This window comes from Thermus sp. NEB1569, assembly GCF_022385295.1.
In the GTDB taxonomy this organism is placed as follows: Bacteria; Deinococcota; Deinococci; order Deinococcales; family Thermaceae; genus Thermus; species Thermus scotoductus.
The window spans coordinates 692,944-709,483 of record NZ_CP092445.1 but is presented as its reverse complement, the minus strand read 5'-3'; the positions used below and the strand labels follow the sequence as shown (position 1 = coordinate 709,483).

Genomic DNA, 16,540 nt, shown 5'->3' with positions numbered 1-16,540 from the left:
CAAAGTTTAGGTTTCTTGACACGTTCCTCACTCTTCCCTAAGATTGCCCCTAACCGCGAGGGAGGCAAAACAGGAGCACACAGGGCGCTTCCCTGGCGGGGGAGGGAGTTATGAGCAACCTGGAAGGATACTGGAAGGCCAACACATCCCTTATACGAAACCTGCTTATCGTTTGGGCCCTGGTTTCGTACGTCCTTGGCATCCTCCTGGCGGAACCCCTAAACGCCATCCGCCTAGGAGGGCTTCCCTTGGGATTCTGGTTCGCCCAGCAGGGAAGCATCTACGTCTTTGTCATCTTGATTTTCTACTACGCCTGGAAGATGGACCAGTTGGATCGCCAGTACGGCGTACACGAATAGGAGGAAGGCTATGAGCGTGGAAGCTTGGACCTACCTGATCGTGGGTATCACCTTTGCCATATACATCTACATCGGCTACGCCAGCCGGGTTAGGGAAACCGCAGGGTTCTACGTGGCAGGGCGAGGGGTACCCGCTATCGCCAACGGTGCTGCCACCGCCGCCGACTGGATGTCTGCCGCCAGCTTCATCTCCATGGCTGGCCTTATCTCCAGCATGGGGTATGACGGTGCCGTCTACCTCATGGGTTGGACAGGGGGGTATGTACTCCTGGCTTTGCTCCTGGCCCCATACCTGCGCAAATACGGCAAGTACACGGTACCCGACTTCATCGGCGATCGTTACTACTCCCATACCGCCCGGGCTGTGGCTGCCATCGCCACCATCTTCATCTCCCTCACCTACGTGGCCGGGCAGATGCGGGGTGTGGGGATCGTGTTCAGCCGCTTCCTCCAGGTGGACATCGCCACGGGGGTCATCATCGGGGTGGCTGTGGTGGCCTTCTTTGCCGTGCTGGGAGGCATGAAGGGCATCACCTGGACCCAGGTGGCCCAGTACACCGTCTTGATCATCGCCTACCTCATCCCAGCGATTGCCATCGCCAACGTTCTCACCGGCAACCCCATCCCCCAGCTGGCCTTCACCTTTAGCGACCTAGTAAGCCGCTTGAACCAGATCCAAGTGGATCTGGGCTTTACCGAGTACACCAAGCCCTTCCAGGGCAAACCCATGATCGACATCCTGGCCATCACCCTGGCCCTGATGGTGGGGACGGCGGGGCTTCCCCACGTGATCATCCGCTTTTACACGGTGCCCGACGTGCGCTCGGCCCGGTACTCCGCGGGCTGGGCCCTTCTTTTCATCGCTCTTCTCTACACCACCGCCCCGGCCCTAGCCGCCTTTGCCCGCTACAACCTCATCTCTACCCTGCACGGCAAAACCCTCGAGGAGGTGCGTCAGATTGACTGGGTGGCCAAGTGGGAGAAGACCAAGCTCCTGGCCTTCGTGGATAAGGACGGGGACGGCAAGATCACCGTGGCCCCGGGCCAGGCCTTCGCCTTAAAAGGCGGCAAACCGGACTTCAACACCCCCGACGAGAAGAGCAAGAACGAGGTCTACATCGACAACGACATCATCGTCCTCTCCACGCCGGAAGTGGCCAGACTGGCCCCCTGGGTCATCGCCCTGGTGGCCGCGGGCGGTCTTGCAGCTGCCCTTTCCACGGCTGCTGGCCTGCTCTTAGCCATGTCCAGCGCCATCTCCCACGACATCTACTACCGCATCTTCCGGCCCAACGCCACGGAGGCCCAGCGCCTTTTGGCAGGCCGCATCGTCATCCTCTTGGCGGTGATCCTGGCCGGCTACTTCGGCATCAACCCCCCGGGGTTTGTGGCCCAGGTGGTGGCCTTCGCTTTCGGTCTGGCGGCAGCCAGCCTCTTCCCCGCTATCCTCTTGGGAATATTTGACAAGCGCATGAACCGCGAGGGGGCCATCGCTGGCCTCCTGACAGGCCTCATCTTTACTGCGGTCATGATCGGGATGATGCGGGCACCCCAGATCTTTGGAGCCCCTGCCCCGGTGATCCCTAACCTTTGGGGTATCAGCGCGGAGGGCATCGGAGTCATTGGCATGATTCTCAACTTCGTGGTGGCCTACGTGGTTTCCCGGGCCACGCCACCACCCCCGGACCACATCCAGCATCTGGTGGAAGACATCCGCATCCCCAAAGGCGCAGGGCAAGCTGCAGAGCACTAAACCAGACTTGACCGCTATACCGCATAGAGCCCCAGGAAGCGCAGGGCGGAGAGGGGGTTGAAGGAGAAGGCCTCCAAGGCCGCCTTCTTCTCCCTGACCCCTTGGCGGTGAAGCATGGAGACCAGAAAGGCCCGGAGGGCCGCCAAGACCTGTGCCCCCACCCCCCGCACCTGGCAGGCATCCTCGTGGAGGAGAACGTCCCGTACCCAAAAGGACCGGTTCTCTACCTCCCACCGGTAAAGGAGAAGCTCCCCAAGCCGCCTCGCCTCCGCCTCCTCGGCTCCCAAGCTGGTGAGGGCGTAGCTCACCGTCCGCCGCACCTCCCCCGTCCCCTTGTGCCTCACCTCCCGCTCCATCCGCACCACCTGCCGGCACCCGGGAAAGGCCCGCACCTCTTCCGGCAGGTAGGGGGAAGCCCAAACCCGGTAGGTCCACACCTCCCCATCCCGCACCAGATTCCACACCGCCTCGGTCTCGCCAGGAAGCCGCCTCTCCTCCATGCCCTTGAACACCTCCAAGGCCCACTCCAAAAGTTCCCCCTGGTTAGCCTTCAGGACAAAGAGGTACGCCCCCCTTTTTGCACCACCTTCCCCGCTAACTCCGGGTACAGGTACCCCGCGTCCCCCACCACCACCTTCCCCTTGAGCCCCTCCGCCCCCAGGCGGTCCAGGAGCTCCAAAAGGGCTTGGTCCTCCCTCCCCTCCGCCCGGGCCTGGGCCAGGGTGGTATGGAGGTGCAGGGCCAGGACCTCCACCAGCTTCACCTGGGCGCTTTTCCCCTTGCCGCTTCCCCGCAGGTGCTTCCCGTCTACCACCAGGACTTCCCCAAGGTCGGCTTCGGGGAAGACCTGGAGGAGGGCCGCTTGGAGCTTTTCAGGATCCAGGCGGTGAAGGAGAAGGGTGATGGCGGTGTGGCCTGGGGCCTTGCGCAGGCCCAGGTGGGGCAAGAGGTGGGGGTTGGCGCGGGCGAAGCGTTCCACGCCCCTCAGGGAGTCCACGCGGGAAAGAAAAGCCACCAGGATGAGGGCCAGGAGGCCCCAAAGGGGGTACTGCCGGTTGCGGGCCCGGGGGTCGGGGATCTGGGACAGGGCTTCGCGCAGGGTCATGCCCCCTCTTTACTCCAGGAGCCGCATATAGGTCAAGTCTGGCACCAGACTTGACCGCTATACCGCATAGAGCCCCAGGAAGCGCAGGGCGGAGAGGGGGTTGAAGGAGAAGGCCTCCAAGGCCGCCTTCTTCTCCCTGACCCCTTGGCGGTGAAGCATGGAGACCAGAAAGGCCCGGAGGGCCGCCAAGACCTGTGCCCCCACCCCCCGCACCTGGCAGGCATCCTCGTGGAGGAGAACGTCCCGTACCCAAAAGGACCGGTTCTCTACCTCCCACCGGTAAAGGAGAAGCTCCCCAAGCCGCCTCGCCTCCGCCTCCTCGGCTCCCAAGCTGGTGAGGGCGTAGCTCACCGTCCGCCGCACCTCCCCCGTCCCCTTGTGCCTCACCTCCCGCTCCATCCGCACCACCTGCCGGCACCCGGGAAAGGCCCGCACCTCTTCCGGCAGGTAGGGGGAAGCCCAAACCCGGTAGGTCCACACCTCCCCATCCCGCACCAGATTCCACACCGCCTCGGTCTCGCCAGGAAGCCGCCTCTCCTCCATGCCCTTGAACACCTCCAAGGCCCACTCCAAAAGTTCCCCCTGGTTAGCCTTCAGGACAAAGAGGTACGCCCCCCTTTTTGCACCACCTTCCCCGCTAACTCCGGGTACAGGTACCCCGCGTCCCCCACCACCACCTTCCCCTTGAGCCCCTCCGCCCCCAGGCGGTCCAGGAGCTCCAAAAGGGCTTGGTCCTCCCTCCCCTCCGCCCGGGCCTGGGCCAGGGTGGTATGGAGGTGCAGGGCCAGGACCTCCACCAGCTTCACCTGGGCGCTTTTCCCCTTGCCGCTTCCCCGCAGGTGCTTCCCGTCTACCACCAGGACTTCCCCAAGGTCGGCTTCGGGGAAGACCTGGAGGAGGGCCGCTTGGAGCTTTTCAGGATCCAGGCGGTGAAGGAGAAGGGTGATGGCGGTGTGGCCTGGGGCCTTGCGCAGGCCCAGGTGGGGCAAGAGGTGGGGGTTGGCGCGGGCGAAGCGTTCCACGCCCCTCAGGGAGTCCACGCGGGAAAGAAAAGCCACCAGGATGAGGGCCAGGAGGCCCCAAAGGGGGTACTGCCGGTTGCGGGCCCGGGGGTCGGGGATCTGGGACAGGGCTTCGCGCAGGGTCATGCCCCCTCTTTACTCCAGGAGCCGCATATAGGTCAAGTCTGGTCTGGCACTAAACCCAGCACAAGGGGGGCGAAAGCCCCCCTAAAATATCCTTATGCCCCTTCTCTACCTGAGGTTTTACCTGGGAAGCCTGGCGGTCCTCTTCGGCTTATACCTAAGCGGTCATTACTTGTTGGGCTTCCCTTTTCCCACCCCTTTGGTCCTGTTCCAAATCGCCTTGGGGGTTGCCGTAGGAATGGCCTTGGGCCTGGTTTACCACCGCATCTGGCCCCTACCTCCCCCGGGGATTGGCCGTGTGATCCGGCTTTTCATCCTGCTTCCTCCCGCCTTCATGCTGGGAATTGGACTGCTCATCCTCCTCCAGGCTCAGGTGGCCCTGTCCTACCTCATCCCCTTGATGGCCTGGCTTACCCCCGCCTATGGATCCCAAGAACCTACACCCCCTAAGCACCCTTCCTGAGGCCGAGCTGGAGGTCCTCCTCCGCAAAGCCTTGGAGGAAACCCATCCCCCCGGGACCACGTTTCTGGAACAAGGCGGGCAGCCAGCCAAGGCCTTGTACCTGCTCCTCGAGGGCCAGGTGGCCCTCCTGGATGGGGAGCAGGAGGTGGAAACCCTCGAGGCAGGAGAGTTTTTCGGCTTCCCTTCCCTTCTCTCCGGAGAACCCCCTGCCTTGAGCGTGGTGGCCAAGACCCCCGTGAAGGTCCTCTCCTTTCCGCAAGAGGCCTTCCAAAGGCTACTGATGTATCCGGAGGTCGCCCGCTTTTTCGGGCAAGGCCTGGTCCAAAGGGTACAGCTCAGGAGGGTGCCGGAGCCCTCCTTGTTCGCACCGGTAGGCAGCCTGGTGCGGAGGCCACCCGCCCTCATCCCCGCCTCGGCCACGGTGGAGGAAGCAGCCAGGCGGATGCGCGAGGAAGGGATCTCTAGCCTTCTCGTGGAGGCAAGCCCCTTGGGTATCCTCACGGACCGGGACCTGAGAAACCGGGTGTTGGCCGAGGGCCGCCCACCCACCACGCCGGTGGCGGAAGTGATGACTGCTCCCCTTTTTACCCTCCCGGTGGAAACCCCCATTTACGAGGCCTTGGCCGCCATGGTGGAACGGGGTATTCACCACCTGCCCCTCACCGAGGGGGAAAAGGTGGTGGGCGTGGTCACCCACACGGACATACTCCTAAACCAGGCACAAAGCCCCTTGCTCCTTCTTAGGCGCATAGAAAGGCTGGAGCTGGAGCGGTATAGCCCTGAAGTAGCCTCCCTAGTGGAAAGCCTTTTCCATAGGGGACTAGGGGGCGTAGAGATCGGACGCGTGGTGGCTTCCCTCAACGACGCCCTTATCCGCCGCCTGGTGAAGGAGGCGGAAGCTGCCCTCGGCCCTCCCCCGGTAGTCTACGCCTTCATGGTCTTCGGCTCGGAGGGAAGGCGGGAACAGGCCCTCCTCACCGATCAGGACAACGCCTTGGTCCTGGGCGAAGAAGGCCACGACCCCTACTTCCAGGCCCTGGCGGAGCACGTGGTAAAGGGGCTGATCCAGGCGGGGATCCCCGAGTGCAAGGGAGGGTATATGGCCACCCGCTGGCGTATGACGCTACCGGAGTGGCAGAACACCTTCCGCCGTTGGATGGAAACCCCTGAACCCCAGGCCCTCCTGGATACCCAGATCTTTTTCGATTTCCGCTCCGCCGCAGGAAGCCTTTCCCTGAAGCCCTTGGAGGAAGCGGTTCTGGAAGGAAGCCAAAAAGGTGTGTTCCGCTACCACCTGGCCCAGGCCAGCCTGGCCTTCCGCCCCCCCTTGGGCTTTCTGGGAAGGGTGCGTACCGAGGAGGGCTTTATAGACCTGAAGCGGCACGCCCTCGCCCCCATCGTGGCCTTGGCCCGGCTTTACGCCCTCATGGCGGGGAGTCTGGCCAAGGGCACGGTGGAAAGGCTCAAGGCAGCGGCGGAAGGAGGCACCCTAAGCCAAGAGGGAGCGGAGCGCCTCGAGGAGGCCTTCCGCTTCTTCTTCGCCCTGCGCCTTAAGCACCAGCTTACGGCCCTGAGGCAGGGGAAGGAGGTGGAGAACCGGGTGCTCTGGTCCGCCTTAACCCCCGGGGAGAGGCGGAGGGCCCTCGAGGGCTTCCGTGCCATCGCCGAACTCCAGGAAAGTACCGCAAGAAGCTTCCAGTTGCGATGAAGGAAAGAGCGCTGGCCCTCTTCTTTTTAGCTTGGGTCCTCTTTACCCCTCCCTTCGATCTCCTCCCCCTAGGGGAAAAGGGGCCTTGGGGGCTTCCCCTTTTATACCTTTACCTCTTCCTGGCCTGGGGCTTGGTGATCCTCCTCGCCTACTTTCTTTACCGCAAGCCATGAGCACCCTCTGGGTTCTCCTCATCCTTTTCCTCTACCTGGCCTCCTTGTTCCTGGTGGCCCTATGGGGAGAGGGCCGAGGTAGAACCCTAGCCCAAAGCGCCCACGCCTACGCCTTTTCCCTGGCCGTCTACGCTACAGCTTGGACCTTTTTCGGCAGCGTGGGCCGAGCGGCTACCGAGGGCATGGGCTTCCTCTCCATCTACCTGGGACCGACCCTGGTCCTCCTCCTCTGGCCCTTTTTACATGGAAGGCTACTGGAACTCGCCCGCACCCACCGCCTCACCTCCTGGGCCGACTTCCTTTTCCTGCGCTATGGCCCTGGCCCCTTAGGCTCCTTGGTGGCTGGCTTCCTGGTGGTAGGTCTATTGCCCTACCTGGCCCTTCAGCTCAAGGCCATCGCCCAAGGCTTTCTCTTCTTGAGCGGGGGAAGAGCCCCCCTGGTGGACGTGGCCCTCCCCACCGCCTTGCTCTTGGCCCTTTTTGCCATCCTTTTTGGTACCCGGCACCTGGACCCTTCGGAAAAGCACCCAGGGCTAGTGCTGGCGGTGGCCTTTGAATCCTGGGTCAAGCTCCTCGCCTTCCTCCTCGTGGGGGGGGTGGTGCTTTGGCAACTGGGAAACCCCTTCCCTCAAGCCCAGGAGGACCCCAGATTGCGGCCCCTCCTCCTACCCCATGAAGGGCTTTCCGGCCATCTGGCCTGGGTGAGCCTGGTCCTCCTTTCCGGCTTGGCCTTTCTCTTTCTGCCCCGGCAGTTTCACGTGAGCGTGGTGGAAAACGCCAACCCCCATCACCTGCGCCTGGCCGCCTGGCTCTTTCCCCTCTACCTCCTCCTCATCAACCTGCCGGTGGTCCCCCTGGCCCTTTGGGGAAGGCTCCTCCTGCCCCAGGAGAACCCCGACCTTTACGTGCTGGCCTTGCCCTTGGAGTTCGTAAGTCCGGCGCTCGCCCTTTTGGCCTTCCTGGGTGGGGTTTCCGCCGCCACCGCTATGGTCATCGTGGAAAGCCTGGCCCTTTCCATCCTCATCTCCAACCACCTCCTTTCCCCCTTGCTTCTGCGCCGGAAGGCTTTGGGAAGCCTCTTGGTGGGGCGGCGGATTTCCATTTTGCTGGTGATGCTTCTGGCCTACCTTTACTTCCGGCTGGCGGGAGAGGCCTACGCTTTGGTGGCCATGGGCCTCATCTCCTTCGTGGCCGTGGCCCAGCTGGCCCCGGCAAGCCTCTTGGGCCTCTTTTGGAGGGGAGCCACCCCCCAGGGAGCCCTGGCCGGCCTCCTTGGGGGCATGCTGGTTTGGGCCTATACCCTTTTTTTACCCGCCCTGGCCCGTTCCGGTTGGCTTCCCCCCAGTTTTTTGGAAGGTCCCCACCCCCTTCTCCACCCGGAGGGGCTTCTGGGGATCCAGGGGCTGGACCCGGTCACCCACGGCTTTCTGGCAAGCCTGGGGGTCAACCTGGCCCTGGCGGTGGGGGTATCCCTCTTTACCCGTAAAGGGCGCATCCCGGTGGGGCGGACGGGCGAGCTTACGGAGCTTACCGCCTTGGTGGAACGGGTCTTAGGTCCCGAGGTGGGAAAGGCGTTCCGGGAAGAGGCCCTGGGCCTAACAGGCCCCCAGGCGGTGGCTTTGGCGGAGTCTTGGCTCTCCGCTTCCCTAGGACCCGCCACCGCCAGGCTTCTCCTCCTTTCCGCCACCCAGGAAGCCCCGGAAGCCCCCCCACCTCCCCTGGAGACCCTGCTGGAGGAAGCTGCCCGGGAGTCGCGGGAGGTGCGGGCCTACGCCCGGGCCTTGGAGGAGGCCAAAAGGGAGCTTTCCGAAGCCTACGAGCGCCTAAAAGCCCTGGACCAGGCCAAGGACGAGATCCTGGCCGCGGTTTCCCACGAGCTCAAAACCCCACTCACCGCGGTCCGGGCTTTAGCGGAGATCCTCGAGGCCAACCCTGACCTAGAGGAGGAGGAAAGGCGCCGCTTCACCGCCCTTTTGGCCAAGGAGGCCGCCAGGCTTTCCCGCCTGGTGGAAGAGGTCCTGGCCTATACCCGATTGCAAGCGGGGGTACCTTTGGCCCGTAGCCCCACGGACCTAAAGGCCCTGGCGGAGGAGGCTTTGGCCTTGGTGGAACCCCTGGCCCGCGAAAAGGGGATTGCAATGGAATGCCAACTGGCGGGGGTCCAGGCCCTCACCGATCGGGACCGGGTGCTCCAGGTGCTCCTAAACCTACTGCACAACGCTTTGCGCCACGCGCGAAGCCGGGTGCGCCTCGAGCTCACCACGACGGGCCCCGAAGCCCTTTTCCGCATCCAGGACGACGGACCTGGGGTACCCGAGGAAGCCCGGGCCTTGGTGTTTGAACCCTTCCAGAGCTTCTCCGGTGGCACAGGGCTTGGGCTCTTCCTGGCGCGCAAACTCGTGGAAGGTCTCGGGGGACGGATATGGCTGGAAAATGAGGAAGGAGCGGTCTTCGCCTTTACCCTTCCCTTGGAGGTGGCCCATGAGAATCCTGGTGGTGGACGATGAGGAAAGCATCCTGGTTCCCCTGGAATTCCTGCTAAGGAAGGCAGGGCACGAAGTGGTCCTGGCCCGCACGGGGGAGGAGGCCTGGGAATCCCTGAGCCAAGGGGCCTTTGACCTTTTGGTGCTGGACCTCATGCTTCCGGGCATGGATGGCTTCGCCGTTTTGGAGCGGGCCAAGGCCCTGCCCCAAAGGCCCAAGGTCCTGGTCCTCACCGCCCGGGGGCGGGAGGCGGACCGGGCTAAGGCCCTGGCCCTCGGGGCCGAGGCCTTCATGGCCAAGCCCTTCGCCACCCAGGACCTCCTTTCCCAGGTGGAAAGGCTGGCGGGGAGATGAAGGAGGTCTTTCGCTTCTTGGGCGCCCTCCTCCTGGGCCTCCTTCTGGTGGGGGGTACGGCGATCCTGGGCTTACTTCTCCTGCTCCAAGGAGAGGAAACCTTAGCCCGGGAACTTCTCCGGCTGGTTCAAACCAAGGTTCCTGCCCTCCTTTTCGTCGGGTCTCTCTTCGCTCTGGTGCTTGGGGCCCTCCTATATCCGGTGTTTTTAGGTTACTTGGCAGTAACCCGTGCCCTTGGGCAGGAAGCAGGGGTAATCCTCAGCAACCCGGGCCACCGCCTCCGCCCTAGGGGCCCCTTGGAACTCCAGACCCTAGCCCGCCTCATCAACCGCTTGGCCCAGGAGAAGGAGGCCCTGGAAAGAGAGGTGGCAGCCCGGGTCGCCGAGGCCAAGACCCTCCTGGAAGAGGAGCGGAAGAGGCTTTCAGCCCTCATCGCCCACCTACCCCAAGGGGTGGTTTTGGCCAACCCCAGGGGCCAGGTCCTCCTCTACAACCCTGCCGCCCGGGAGCTTCTGGGGGAGGGCTTGGGGGTGGGCAAGAGCCTTCTGGGCCTTTTGGACCGGGGGTTATGGGTCCATGCCCTGAACCTTCCGGAGGCGCGCTTCCTCACCCAAGGACCCAGGGGGGCCCTGTGGCTTCAGGTGGTGCCCTTGGAGGGAGAGAAGGGGCATCTGGTCCTCCTGGAAGGGGCCAAGGAGGAAGGAGCCCTGGATGGAAGGCTTCTCCACCGCCTGCGGGACAAGTTGGCCGGGCTCAAGGCCTTGGTGGAGGTCCTGGACCTCGAGGTGCAAAGCCCCCACCTCCAATCCCTCCTGCGCACCGCCAGGGCCACGGCGGAAGAACTCAGCCAGCTCATCGCCTCCTGGAAGCCCAAAGCCCAGGCGGCGGAGGTGCTGGCGGAGGACCTCCTTTCCCTCCTGGCGCAAACCCTGGAGCGGGAAGTGGGGATTACCCCGGGCTTCTCCCTGGAGGAGGAGGCCAAGGGTCTTCTCGTCCTGGCCGATACCTATGTCCTGGCCAGGGGGTCGTGTAAGGATTTATGTGTAAGGGTCCGTGTTTAATAGGGGGGCACACCTTAGCACGAGGAGGTGCCCCGTGGACCAGGATACCTTGCGGATCTTGCTGAGGGAAGCGGTGCGGGAGACAGTAGCCGAGGTTCTGCAGACGGTTCTGGAGCTGGACCGGACGGCCTTCTTGCAGGTGCACGGAGGCCGCAGGAACGGCTACTACCCCCGCAAGCTGGAGACCACCTTCGGCCAGGTGGACCTGAAGGTCCCTAGGGATCGGGAATCTCGGTATTACCCGGCTTTCCTTAAGCCCTACGTCCGCCGCCTGGTGGACGTGGGGGAAGTGGCGGTAGCCCTTTACGCCGCCGGGGTCAGTCAGCGCAAGGCGGCCGAGATACTGAGCCTGCTCTTAGGCCACCGCTACTCCCACGAGACCCTGAGCGCCCTGACGGACGAGGTCCTGGAGGCGGCAGGAGCCTTCCGCACCCGGCCTTTGCCCGAGGAGATGGCCTTCGTCTACCTGGACGGGCTTTCCCTAAAGGTCTTCAGGGAAGGAGAAGGGATCGTACGGGAAAGCGTGTATGTGGCCCTGGGCATCGCCCCTAATGGGGAGAGGCGGGTCCTGGGGTTTTGGCTGTTGCCCACGGAGAGCGCCCTGGGATGGGAGGGGGTCCTGGGGGAGCTTTGGCAGCGGGGCCTGCGGCGGGTATTGCTCTTCATCACCGACGGGCTGCCCGGGCTTCCCGAGGCGATCCGCAGGGTCTACCCTCAGGCGGAGTGGCAGCGGTGCGTGGTGCACGGGGTGCGGTGGAGCCTGTCCCAGGTGCGCTCCCGGGACCGGGCCCTGCTGGCGGAGGACCTGAGGCGGGTGTACGGGGCGGAGAGCCGGGAAGAAGCTCTTGGGGCCTTGGAGGAGGTGAAGGCCGCCTGGGGTTCGCGGTACCCGGGGGTGGTGGGGCTTTGGGTACAGGATTCGGGGGCCTTCCTGCGGTTCTACGGGTACCCCAAGGTGCTTTGGCCGTACCTGCGGAGCACCAACCTGATGGAGCGGTTTATCCGGGAGCTACGGCGGGGGACGAAGGTGCGGGACCACAAGTTTCCTAAGGAAGAGGCGGTGTACAAGCTTCTTTACCTGGAGTCGGAGAGGCAGGAAGGGAGGTGGGCAGAACGGAAACTAAAGGGGTTCTCGGAGGTGAAGGAGGTGCTGGAGAAGATGCTTCAGGAGCGGTATGCCCCCCGTACACAGACTCTTACACATAACTCTTGACACGACCGGCCAGGGGCTTGGCGGAGGCTCTCCAAGAGGTGGAGGAAGCTTTTTTGGAAGGAAGGCGGGAGGATGGTTTCCTCCACCTGACCCTGACCCTCCAAGAAGGCCGGGGCATCCGGCTCCCCCCTCTTCTGGAGGAGGCAGCCGGACGCTCGGGGGGAAGCGCCTGGGGCGAGGCTTCCCGCCTTCACCTCCTTCTCCCCGCACGGGAGGCCCCCCGTCTTCCCACCCAGGAGGGCCCCCCTCCCCGGGCCGTGGTCTTTGACCTCACTCTCCTCCAGGTCCCGGAGGCCCTGGAAGAAGCCCCCTTGGAAAGCCTCCTCTACACCGCCTTTGACCTGGAAACCACGGGCCTGGACCCGGAAAAAGATGCCATCATCGCCCTAGGAGGGGTGCACGTCCTGGGGCAAAGGGTGCTCCGCCAAGAGGCCTTTGAGGCCCTGGTGGACCCAGGCCGGCCCATCCCCAAGGTCTCCAGCGAGGTGCATGGGCTGACCTGGGAGATGCTTAAGGGAAAGCCCCGCCTGGAAGAAGTCCTTCCCGCCTTCCGCGCCTTTTTGGAGGATAGCGTCCTCCTGGCCCATAACGGAGCCTTTGACATGGCCTTTCTGCGGCGGGTGGGTATCCACCAACCCCCCTTGGTGGATACCCTCCTCCTCTCCCACCTCCTCTTCCCCGACCTCAAGGACCACCGTCTAGAGGCTTTGGCGGAGCGGTTTGGGGTACCGGTGGTCGGGCGGCATACCGCCTTGGGGGACGCCCTCATGACCGCCGAGGTCTTCGCCCGCATGGTCCCCCTCCTCAAGGAGAAGGGCTACCGCACCCTGGGGGAGGTGCTTAGGGCCTGCGCCCAGCTTCCCTTGGCCAAGCTAACGTATTAGCCCCTTTTGAGGGCCCTAAGGCCAATGTCCTTTCGGTACTGGGCCCCGGGGAACCCCACCCGGGGGATAAAGGCATAGGCGCGCTCCAAGGCCTCCTTCAGGTCCTGGCCCAGACCCACCACGTTCAGCACCCTGCCCCCCTGGCTCCAAAGCACCCCACCCTCGAGGCGGGTCCCCGCATGGAAAACCAGGACCCCTTCCGGAGGCTCGGGTACGTGCAGGGGAATGCCCTTCCTGGGGTTTTCCGGGTAGCCCGGGGCCGCAAGGACCACGCAGGCCGAGGCCCCCTCCCTCCAGGAGAGCTCCGCCCCCTTAAGCCGCCCCTCCGCCACCCTCAGAGCCAGCTCCACCAGATCGCTTTGCAAAAGGGGCAAAAGGGCCTGGGCCTCGGGGTCGCCGAAACGGGCGTTGAACTCCAACACCTTGGGGCCTTCCCGGGTAAGCATCAGCCCCGCATAGACCACCCCCCGGTAGACCACGCCTTCAGCCCTTAGACCCTGGATCAAGGGCTTTAGGATCTCCTCCTCCACCCGCCTGAAGATGGCGGCGTCCATGGGATAAGGGGCCACCGCCCCCATTCCCCCGGTCATGGGACCCTGGTCCCCATCCAGAAGGCGCTTGTGGTCCTGGGAAGGGAGGAGGGGTAGGATGGTCTCCCCATCGGTTAAGGCCAGGACCGTGGCCTCCTCCCCTTCCAGGTACTCCTCCATGACCACCTCGCCGCCCTCGGGCCCCGAGAGGAGGTTGGACACCGCCTGCTTGGCGGTATGGAGGTCAAAGGCCACCGTCACCCCCTTGCCCGCCGCCAGCCCGGAGTCCTTGATGACGATGGGCACCCCCACCTCCTCCAGGTACTCCAGGGCCAGGATAGGATCCTGGAAAACCCTATAGCGGGCCGTGGGGATCCCGTACCGCTCCATAAGCCCCTTGGCAAAGGCCTTGGAACCCTCAATCATGGCCGCCTTCTGGGTGGGGCCAAAGATGAGGAGCCCCCTTTTTTGGAAGGCATCGGCAATCCCCTCCACCAGGGGGGCTTCAGGGCCCACCAGGGTAAGGTCTATCCCCTCGCCCAGGGCCCAGTCCGCCAAGGCCTCCACATCCCCATTCCAAGGCACCAGTTCCGCCAAAGGGGCCATCCCGGCATTGCCGGGAGCGGCATAGAGCCTATCCACCAAGGGGCTTTGCGCCGCCTTCCAAAGGAGGGCATGCTCCCGCCCCCCAGAACCCACCACCAGCACCTTCATGGGGAAGATTCTACCCGCCTTAAGACCTCCTCGGCCTTTAGGCGAACCTCCTCGGGGAGTTCCGAAAGCTCCTGGCGCAGGGCGGGATGGCCCCCCTCCACCGCCGCCAGGAGGTGGGCGGTAAGGAAGGCCCCCCGGGCCCACTCCCCCCCTTGGCCCATAAAGGCGGCCGGCACCAGGCCCCCCAGGCCCCAGACGGAAAGCAGGACCGCGGCCCGGAGATAAAGGGGCTTCTCCCTGGGACTGAGCCCCTGGAAGCGGGGCCAAGCCTCCCCAAGAAGGGCCTTCAGGCCCTCCCCCGGGGGGAAGGCCATTCCCGAAAGCACCAGGCGCACCGCCCTGGGGTAAAGGCGGTGCTCCAGGAAAAGCACCCGCCTTTCCAGGGTTTCCGGGGTATCCCCGGGCAGAACGGGCACCCGCCCCTGGAGGACGATGGGCCCGGTGTCCATCCCCTGGTCCACGAAGTGCACCGTGGAGCCCGTTTCCCTTTCCCCCGCCTCCAAGACCCTCCGGTGCACGTGTAGCCCCGGGTAGTCCGGGAGGAGGGAAGGGTGGATGTTCAAAAGGCGCCCGTACCAGGGTTCCACAAAACCCGGGGAGAGGAGGCGCATGAAGCCAGCCAGGAGCACCAGGTCCACACCCCTGGCCCGCAACAGGTCCAGGGCCTCCCTTTCAAACGCCTTCCGCCCCCGCCAGGGGATGGCCACCGCCTCCACCCCCCGCCTCGAGGCCCGCTTCAAAGCGTAGGCCTCCGGGTTGTCGGAGAGGACCAGCACCACCTCCCCCCAGGGGTTTTGGGGGGAAAAAGCCTCCAGGAGGGCCTCCAGGTTGGTACCCCGGCCCGAGGCCATAACCGCCATCCGCGCGGGACGGCCCAAGGGAAACGGGCTCAGCATAGGCCTATCCCAGGGCCTCCGGGTGGTGCTTCTGCCAGTAGCGCACCAGACCTTGCAGGTTCATGTAGGGGGGATCGGCGAGCTTGTAGAGGCGCATTCCCTCCTTCTCCACCCCGGCTCGCCTCAAGCCCTCCCGCCAGTAGGCCTCAAAGCGCTCGGTCATCTCCTCCAGGGAAAGCCCCTCCTTAAGCCGGTGCAGGACCCAGCCCGCCCACTCCTCTAAAACCCCTCGCAAGGCCAGGAGGTGGGCCTCCACGTCCCGGTAAGGACCGAAGTGGGTGAGGTAGAGGACCTCGGGCCTGAGGGCCAGGATGCGGTCCAGGGAAGCGTACCAGCTTTCCAGGTGGATGTCGGGGGGTGGGGTGGGCGGCAGGACCGGGCCCTGGCCAATCCTTACCCCGGCGATGTCCCCGGCAAAGAGCAGGCCATCCACCAGGTAAGCATGGTGGTGGGAGGCGTGGCCCAGGGTTTCCAGGGCTTGGACCCTAAGCCCCCCGAGGTCCACCACCTCCCCGTCCTCCAGGACCCGCACCCGCTCCTGGGGGATCCCCTTAAGCTCCCCCCAGAGGGGTTTCAGCATCGCCCCGTAGATGCGCTCGGCGGAGGCCAGAAGCCTCGATGGATCCACCAGGTGCGGGGCCCCTCGGGGATGCACGTACACCGTGGCCCCAAGCTCCGCAAACCGCCAGGCAGCCCCGGCGTGGTCCAGGTGGATGTGGGTCACGAAGACATGGCGGACCTCCTTTGGGTGCACTCCCTCCTGCTTCAAGGCCGCCTCGAGTCGGGCATAGGTACTCTCCGGCCCCGTTTCGATCAGAACCGGCCCCTCCCGGGACTGGAGGAGGAAGCTGGCGATGACCTTCTCCACCCCCTGAAACTGGAGGTCCAAGACCTTCACCATGGGCGCGCCTCCTTAGGGCCGATCCGGGTGTGCAGGGTGCCGATGCCCTCAATGGCCACCTCCAGCCTGTCCCCCGGCTCTAAGGCCCCCACGCCCTCCGGGGTGCCGGTGAGGACCACATCCAAGGGCTCCAGGGTCATGAAGCTGGAGATGTAGGAGAGGATCTCGGCCACGCTGAAGATCATGGCGGAGGTGTGCCCCTCCTGGCGAAGCTGGTCGTTCACGTAGGTGCGCACCCAGGTGTTCTGCGGGTCCAGATCGGTTTCAATCCAGGGGCCTAGGGGCAGAAACTTGTCGGCGCTCTTGGCCCTCACCCACTGGAGGTCCTGTTTCTGGGCATCCCGGGCGGTGATGTCCACGGCAATGGTATAACCCAGGACGTGGTCTAGGGCCTTCTCAGGAGGCACGTTTCGCATGCGGTCCCCGATCACCACGGCCAGCTCCCCTTCGTAATGGAGCTCCTGGGTGAAGAAGGGGTAGGGCACCGCATCCCCCGTGTTCCAGGGATCCCGCGGGTTGCCGGGGTGGGCTAGGGTGTTGGGGGCCTTCAGGAACAGGCCCGGCTCCTTGGGCAGGTCCTGGCCGAAATCGTGCCCCATCTCCCGGATGTGCTCCCGGTAGTTTCTCCCCACGCACACAATCTTGCTGGGCGTGGCCGGGACCAGAAGGCGGACCGCAGCCAGGTCGTAACGCTTCCCCGTGGGGTTGCCCCCAGGGCCATCGGTCTCCAGGACAAGCTCGCCTTCCAGTATTCCCCAACGCCCCCCGTTAAACCGGAGAATCTTCATGCCCTAAAG

General features: G+C 64.5%; 17 protein-coding genes and 1 pseudogene. 10 read left to right on the top strand and 8 right to left on the bottom strand.

Going from position 1 to position 16,540, the window contains the following annotated elements:
• The first annotated feature begins 110 nt into the window (after positions 1–110).
• Positions 111–359 carry a DUF4212 domain-containing protein gene (locus tag MI302_RS04425; protein WP_126207030.1) on the top strand — a complete coding sequence of 83 codons (249 nt, stop codon included), beginning with the start codon at positions 111–113 and terminating at the stop codon, positions 357–359.
• A gap of 10 nt (positions 360–369) precedes the next feature.
• Complete coding sequence (locus tag MI302_RS04420; RefSeq protein ID WP_239726329.1) at positions 370–2,112, top strand: sodium:solute symporter family protein; 1,743 nt, start codon at positions 370–372, stop codon at positions 2,110–2,112.
• A 14-nt stretch (positions 2,113–2,126) separates the two neighbouring features.
• Here the strand turns inward: MI302_RS04420 and MI302_RS04415 are convergent, their stop codons facing one another.
• From MI302_RS04415 to MI302_RS12100, 4 genes are read right to left on the bottom strand one after another with little or no spacing between them, the layout of a single operon-like run.
• On the bottom strand, positions 2,127–2,642 hold the full coding sequence (locus MI302_RS04415; RefSeq protein ID WP_239725297.1) for a DDE transposase family protein: 516 nt from the start codon (positions 2,640–2,642) through the stop codon (positions 2,127–2,129).
• A 20-nt stretch (positions 2,643–2,662) separates the two neighbouring features.
• Entirely contained in the window at positions 2,663–3,217 is a 555-nt protein-coding gene (locus MI302_RS12105; RefSeq protein WP_014629763.1) for a transposase family protein, read from the bottom strand.
• Between the two features lie 57 nt (positions 3,218–3,274).
• Entirely contained in the window at positions 3,275–3,790 is a 516-nt protein-coding gene (locus tag MI302_RS04405; protein WP_239725297.1) for a DDE transposase family protein, read from the bottom strand.
• Between the two features lie 20 nt (positions 3,791–3,810).
• The gene (locus MI302_RS12100; RefSeq protein WP_014629763.1) at positions 3,811–4,365 is read right to left on the bottom strand and encodes a transposase family protein; all 555 of its coding nucleotides are present in this window, start codon (positions 4,363–4,365) and stop codon (positions 3,811–3,813) included.
• 94 nt (positions 4,366–4,459) lie between these two features.
• Here MI302_RS12100 and MI302_RS04395 point away from each other — a divergent pair, with 94 nt between their 5' ends.
• From MI302_RS04395 to MI302_RS04360, 8 genes and pseudogenes are all read left to right on the top strand, one after another.
• On the top strand, positions 4,460–4,825 hold the full coding sequence (locus MI302_RS04395; protein WP_126204344.1) for a hypothetical protein: 366 nt from the start codon (positions 4,460–4,462) through the stop codon (positions 4,823–4,825).
• Positions 4,785–6,533, top strand: coding sequence for a DUF294 nucleotidyltransferase-like domain-containing protein (locus tag MI302_RS04390; RefSeq protein ID WP_239726328.1), 1,749 nt, complete (start codon positions 4,785–4,787; stop codon positions 6,531–6,533). The genes MI302_RS04395 and MI302_RS04390 overlap by 41 nt, the downstream gene beginning before the upstream one ends.
• Positions 6,530–6,706 carry a hypothetical protein gene (locus tag MI302_RS04385; protein ID WP_019549990.1) on the top strand — a complete coding sequence of 59 codons (177 nt, stop codon included), beginning with the start codon at positions 6,530–6,532 and terminating at the stop codon, positions 6,704–6,706. The genes MI302_RS04390 and MI302_RS04385 overlap by 4 nt, the downstream gene beginning before the upstream one ends.
• The gene (locus MI302_RS04380) at positions 6,703–9,213 is read left to right on the top strand and encodes a sensor histidine kinase (RefSeq protein ID WP_239726327.1); all 2,511 of its coding nucleotides are present in this window, start codon (positions 6,703–6,705) and stop codon (positions 9,211–9,213) included. The genes MI302_RS04385 and MI302_RS04380 overlap by 4 nt, the downstream gene beginning before the upstream one ends.
• The gene (locus MI302_RS04375; protein ID WP_239726326.1) at positions 9,188–9,544 is read left to right on the top strand and encodes a response regulator transcription factor; all 357 of its coding nucleotides are present in this window, start codon (positions 9,188–9,190) and stop codon (positions 9,542–9,544) included. The genes MI302_RS04380 and MI302_RS04375 overlap by 26 nt, the downstream gene beginning before the upstream one ends.
• On the top strand, positions 9,541–10,605 hold the full coding sequence (locus MI302_RS04370; RefSeq protein WP_239726325.1) for a PAS domain-containing protein: 1,065 nt from the start codon (positions 9,541–9,543) through the stop codon (positions 10,603–10,605). Before MI302_RS04375 ends, MI302_RS04370 begins: the two co-directional genes overlap by 4 nt.
• Positions 10,598–11,818: an IS256-like element ISTth4 family transposase gene (locus MI302_RS04365; protein WP_054391492.1), complete on the top strand. Its 1,221-nt coding sequence runs from the start codon at positions 10,598–10,600 to the stop codon at positions 11,816–11,818. Before MI302_RS04370 ends, MI302_RS04365 begins: the two co-directional genes overlap by 8 nt.
• A gap of 8 nt (positions 11,819–11,826) precedes the next feature.
• Positions 11,827–12,702 (top strand): annotated as a pseudogene (locus tag MI302_RS04360) (PolC-type DNA polymerase III); the annotation flags it as partial.
• On the opposite strand, the gene purD reads toward MI302_RS04360, so the two are convergent.
• Genes purD through MI302_RS04340 form a run of 4 tightly spaced genes read right to left on the bottom strand, consistent with a single transcriptional unit; the run spans position 12,699 to position 16,531 of the window.
• Positions 12,699–13,946, bottom strand: a complete 1,248-nt coding sequence (gene purD / locus MI302_RS04355) for a phosphoribosylamine--glycine ligase (RefSeq protein ID WP_126164826.1) — start codon at positions 13,944–13,946, stop codon at positions 12,699–12,701. The pseudogene MI302_RS04360 and the gene purD sit on opposite strands and share 4 nt — an antisense overlap.
• Entirely contained in the window at positions 13,943–14,842 is a 900-nt protein-coding gene (gene purN / locus MI302_RS04350; protein ID WP_019549985.1) for a phosphoribosylglycinamide formyltransferase, read from the bottom strand. The genes purD and purN overlap by 4 nt, the downstream gene beginning before the upstream one ends.
• Positions 14,843–14,846: 4 nt before the next feature.
• A complete protein-coding gene (locus MI302_RS04345; protein WP_126164745.1) occupies positions 14,847–15,743 on the bottom strand; it encodes an MBL fold metallo-hydrolase in 897 nt (298 codons plus the stop codon).
• Positions 15,737–16,531, bottom strand: a complete 795-nt coding sequence (locus MI302_RS04340; RefSeq protein WP_239726324.1) for a fumarylacetoacetate hydrolase family protein — start codon at positions 16,529–16,531, stop codon at positions 15,737–15,739. Before MI302_RS04340 ends, MI302_RS04345 begins: the two co-directional genes overlap by 7 nt.
• Positions 16,532–16,540 lie beyond the last annotated feature (9 nt).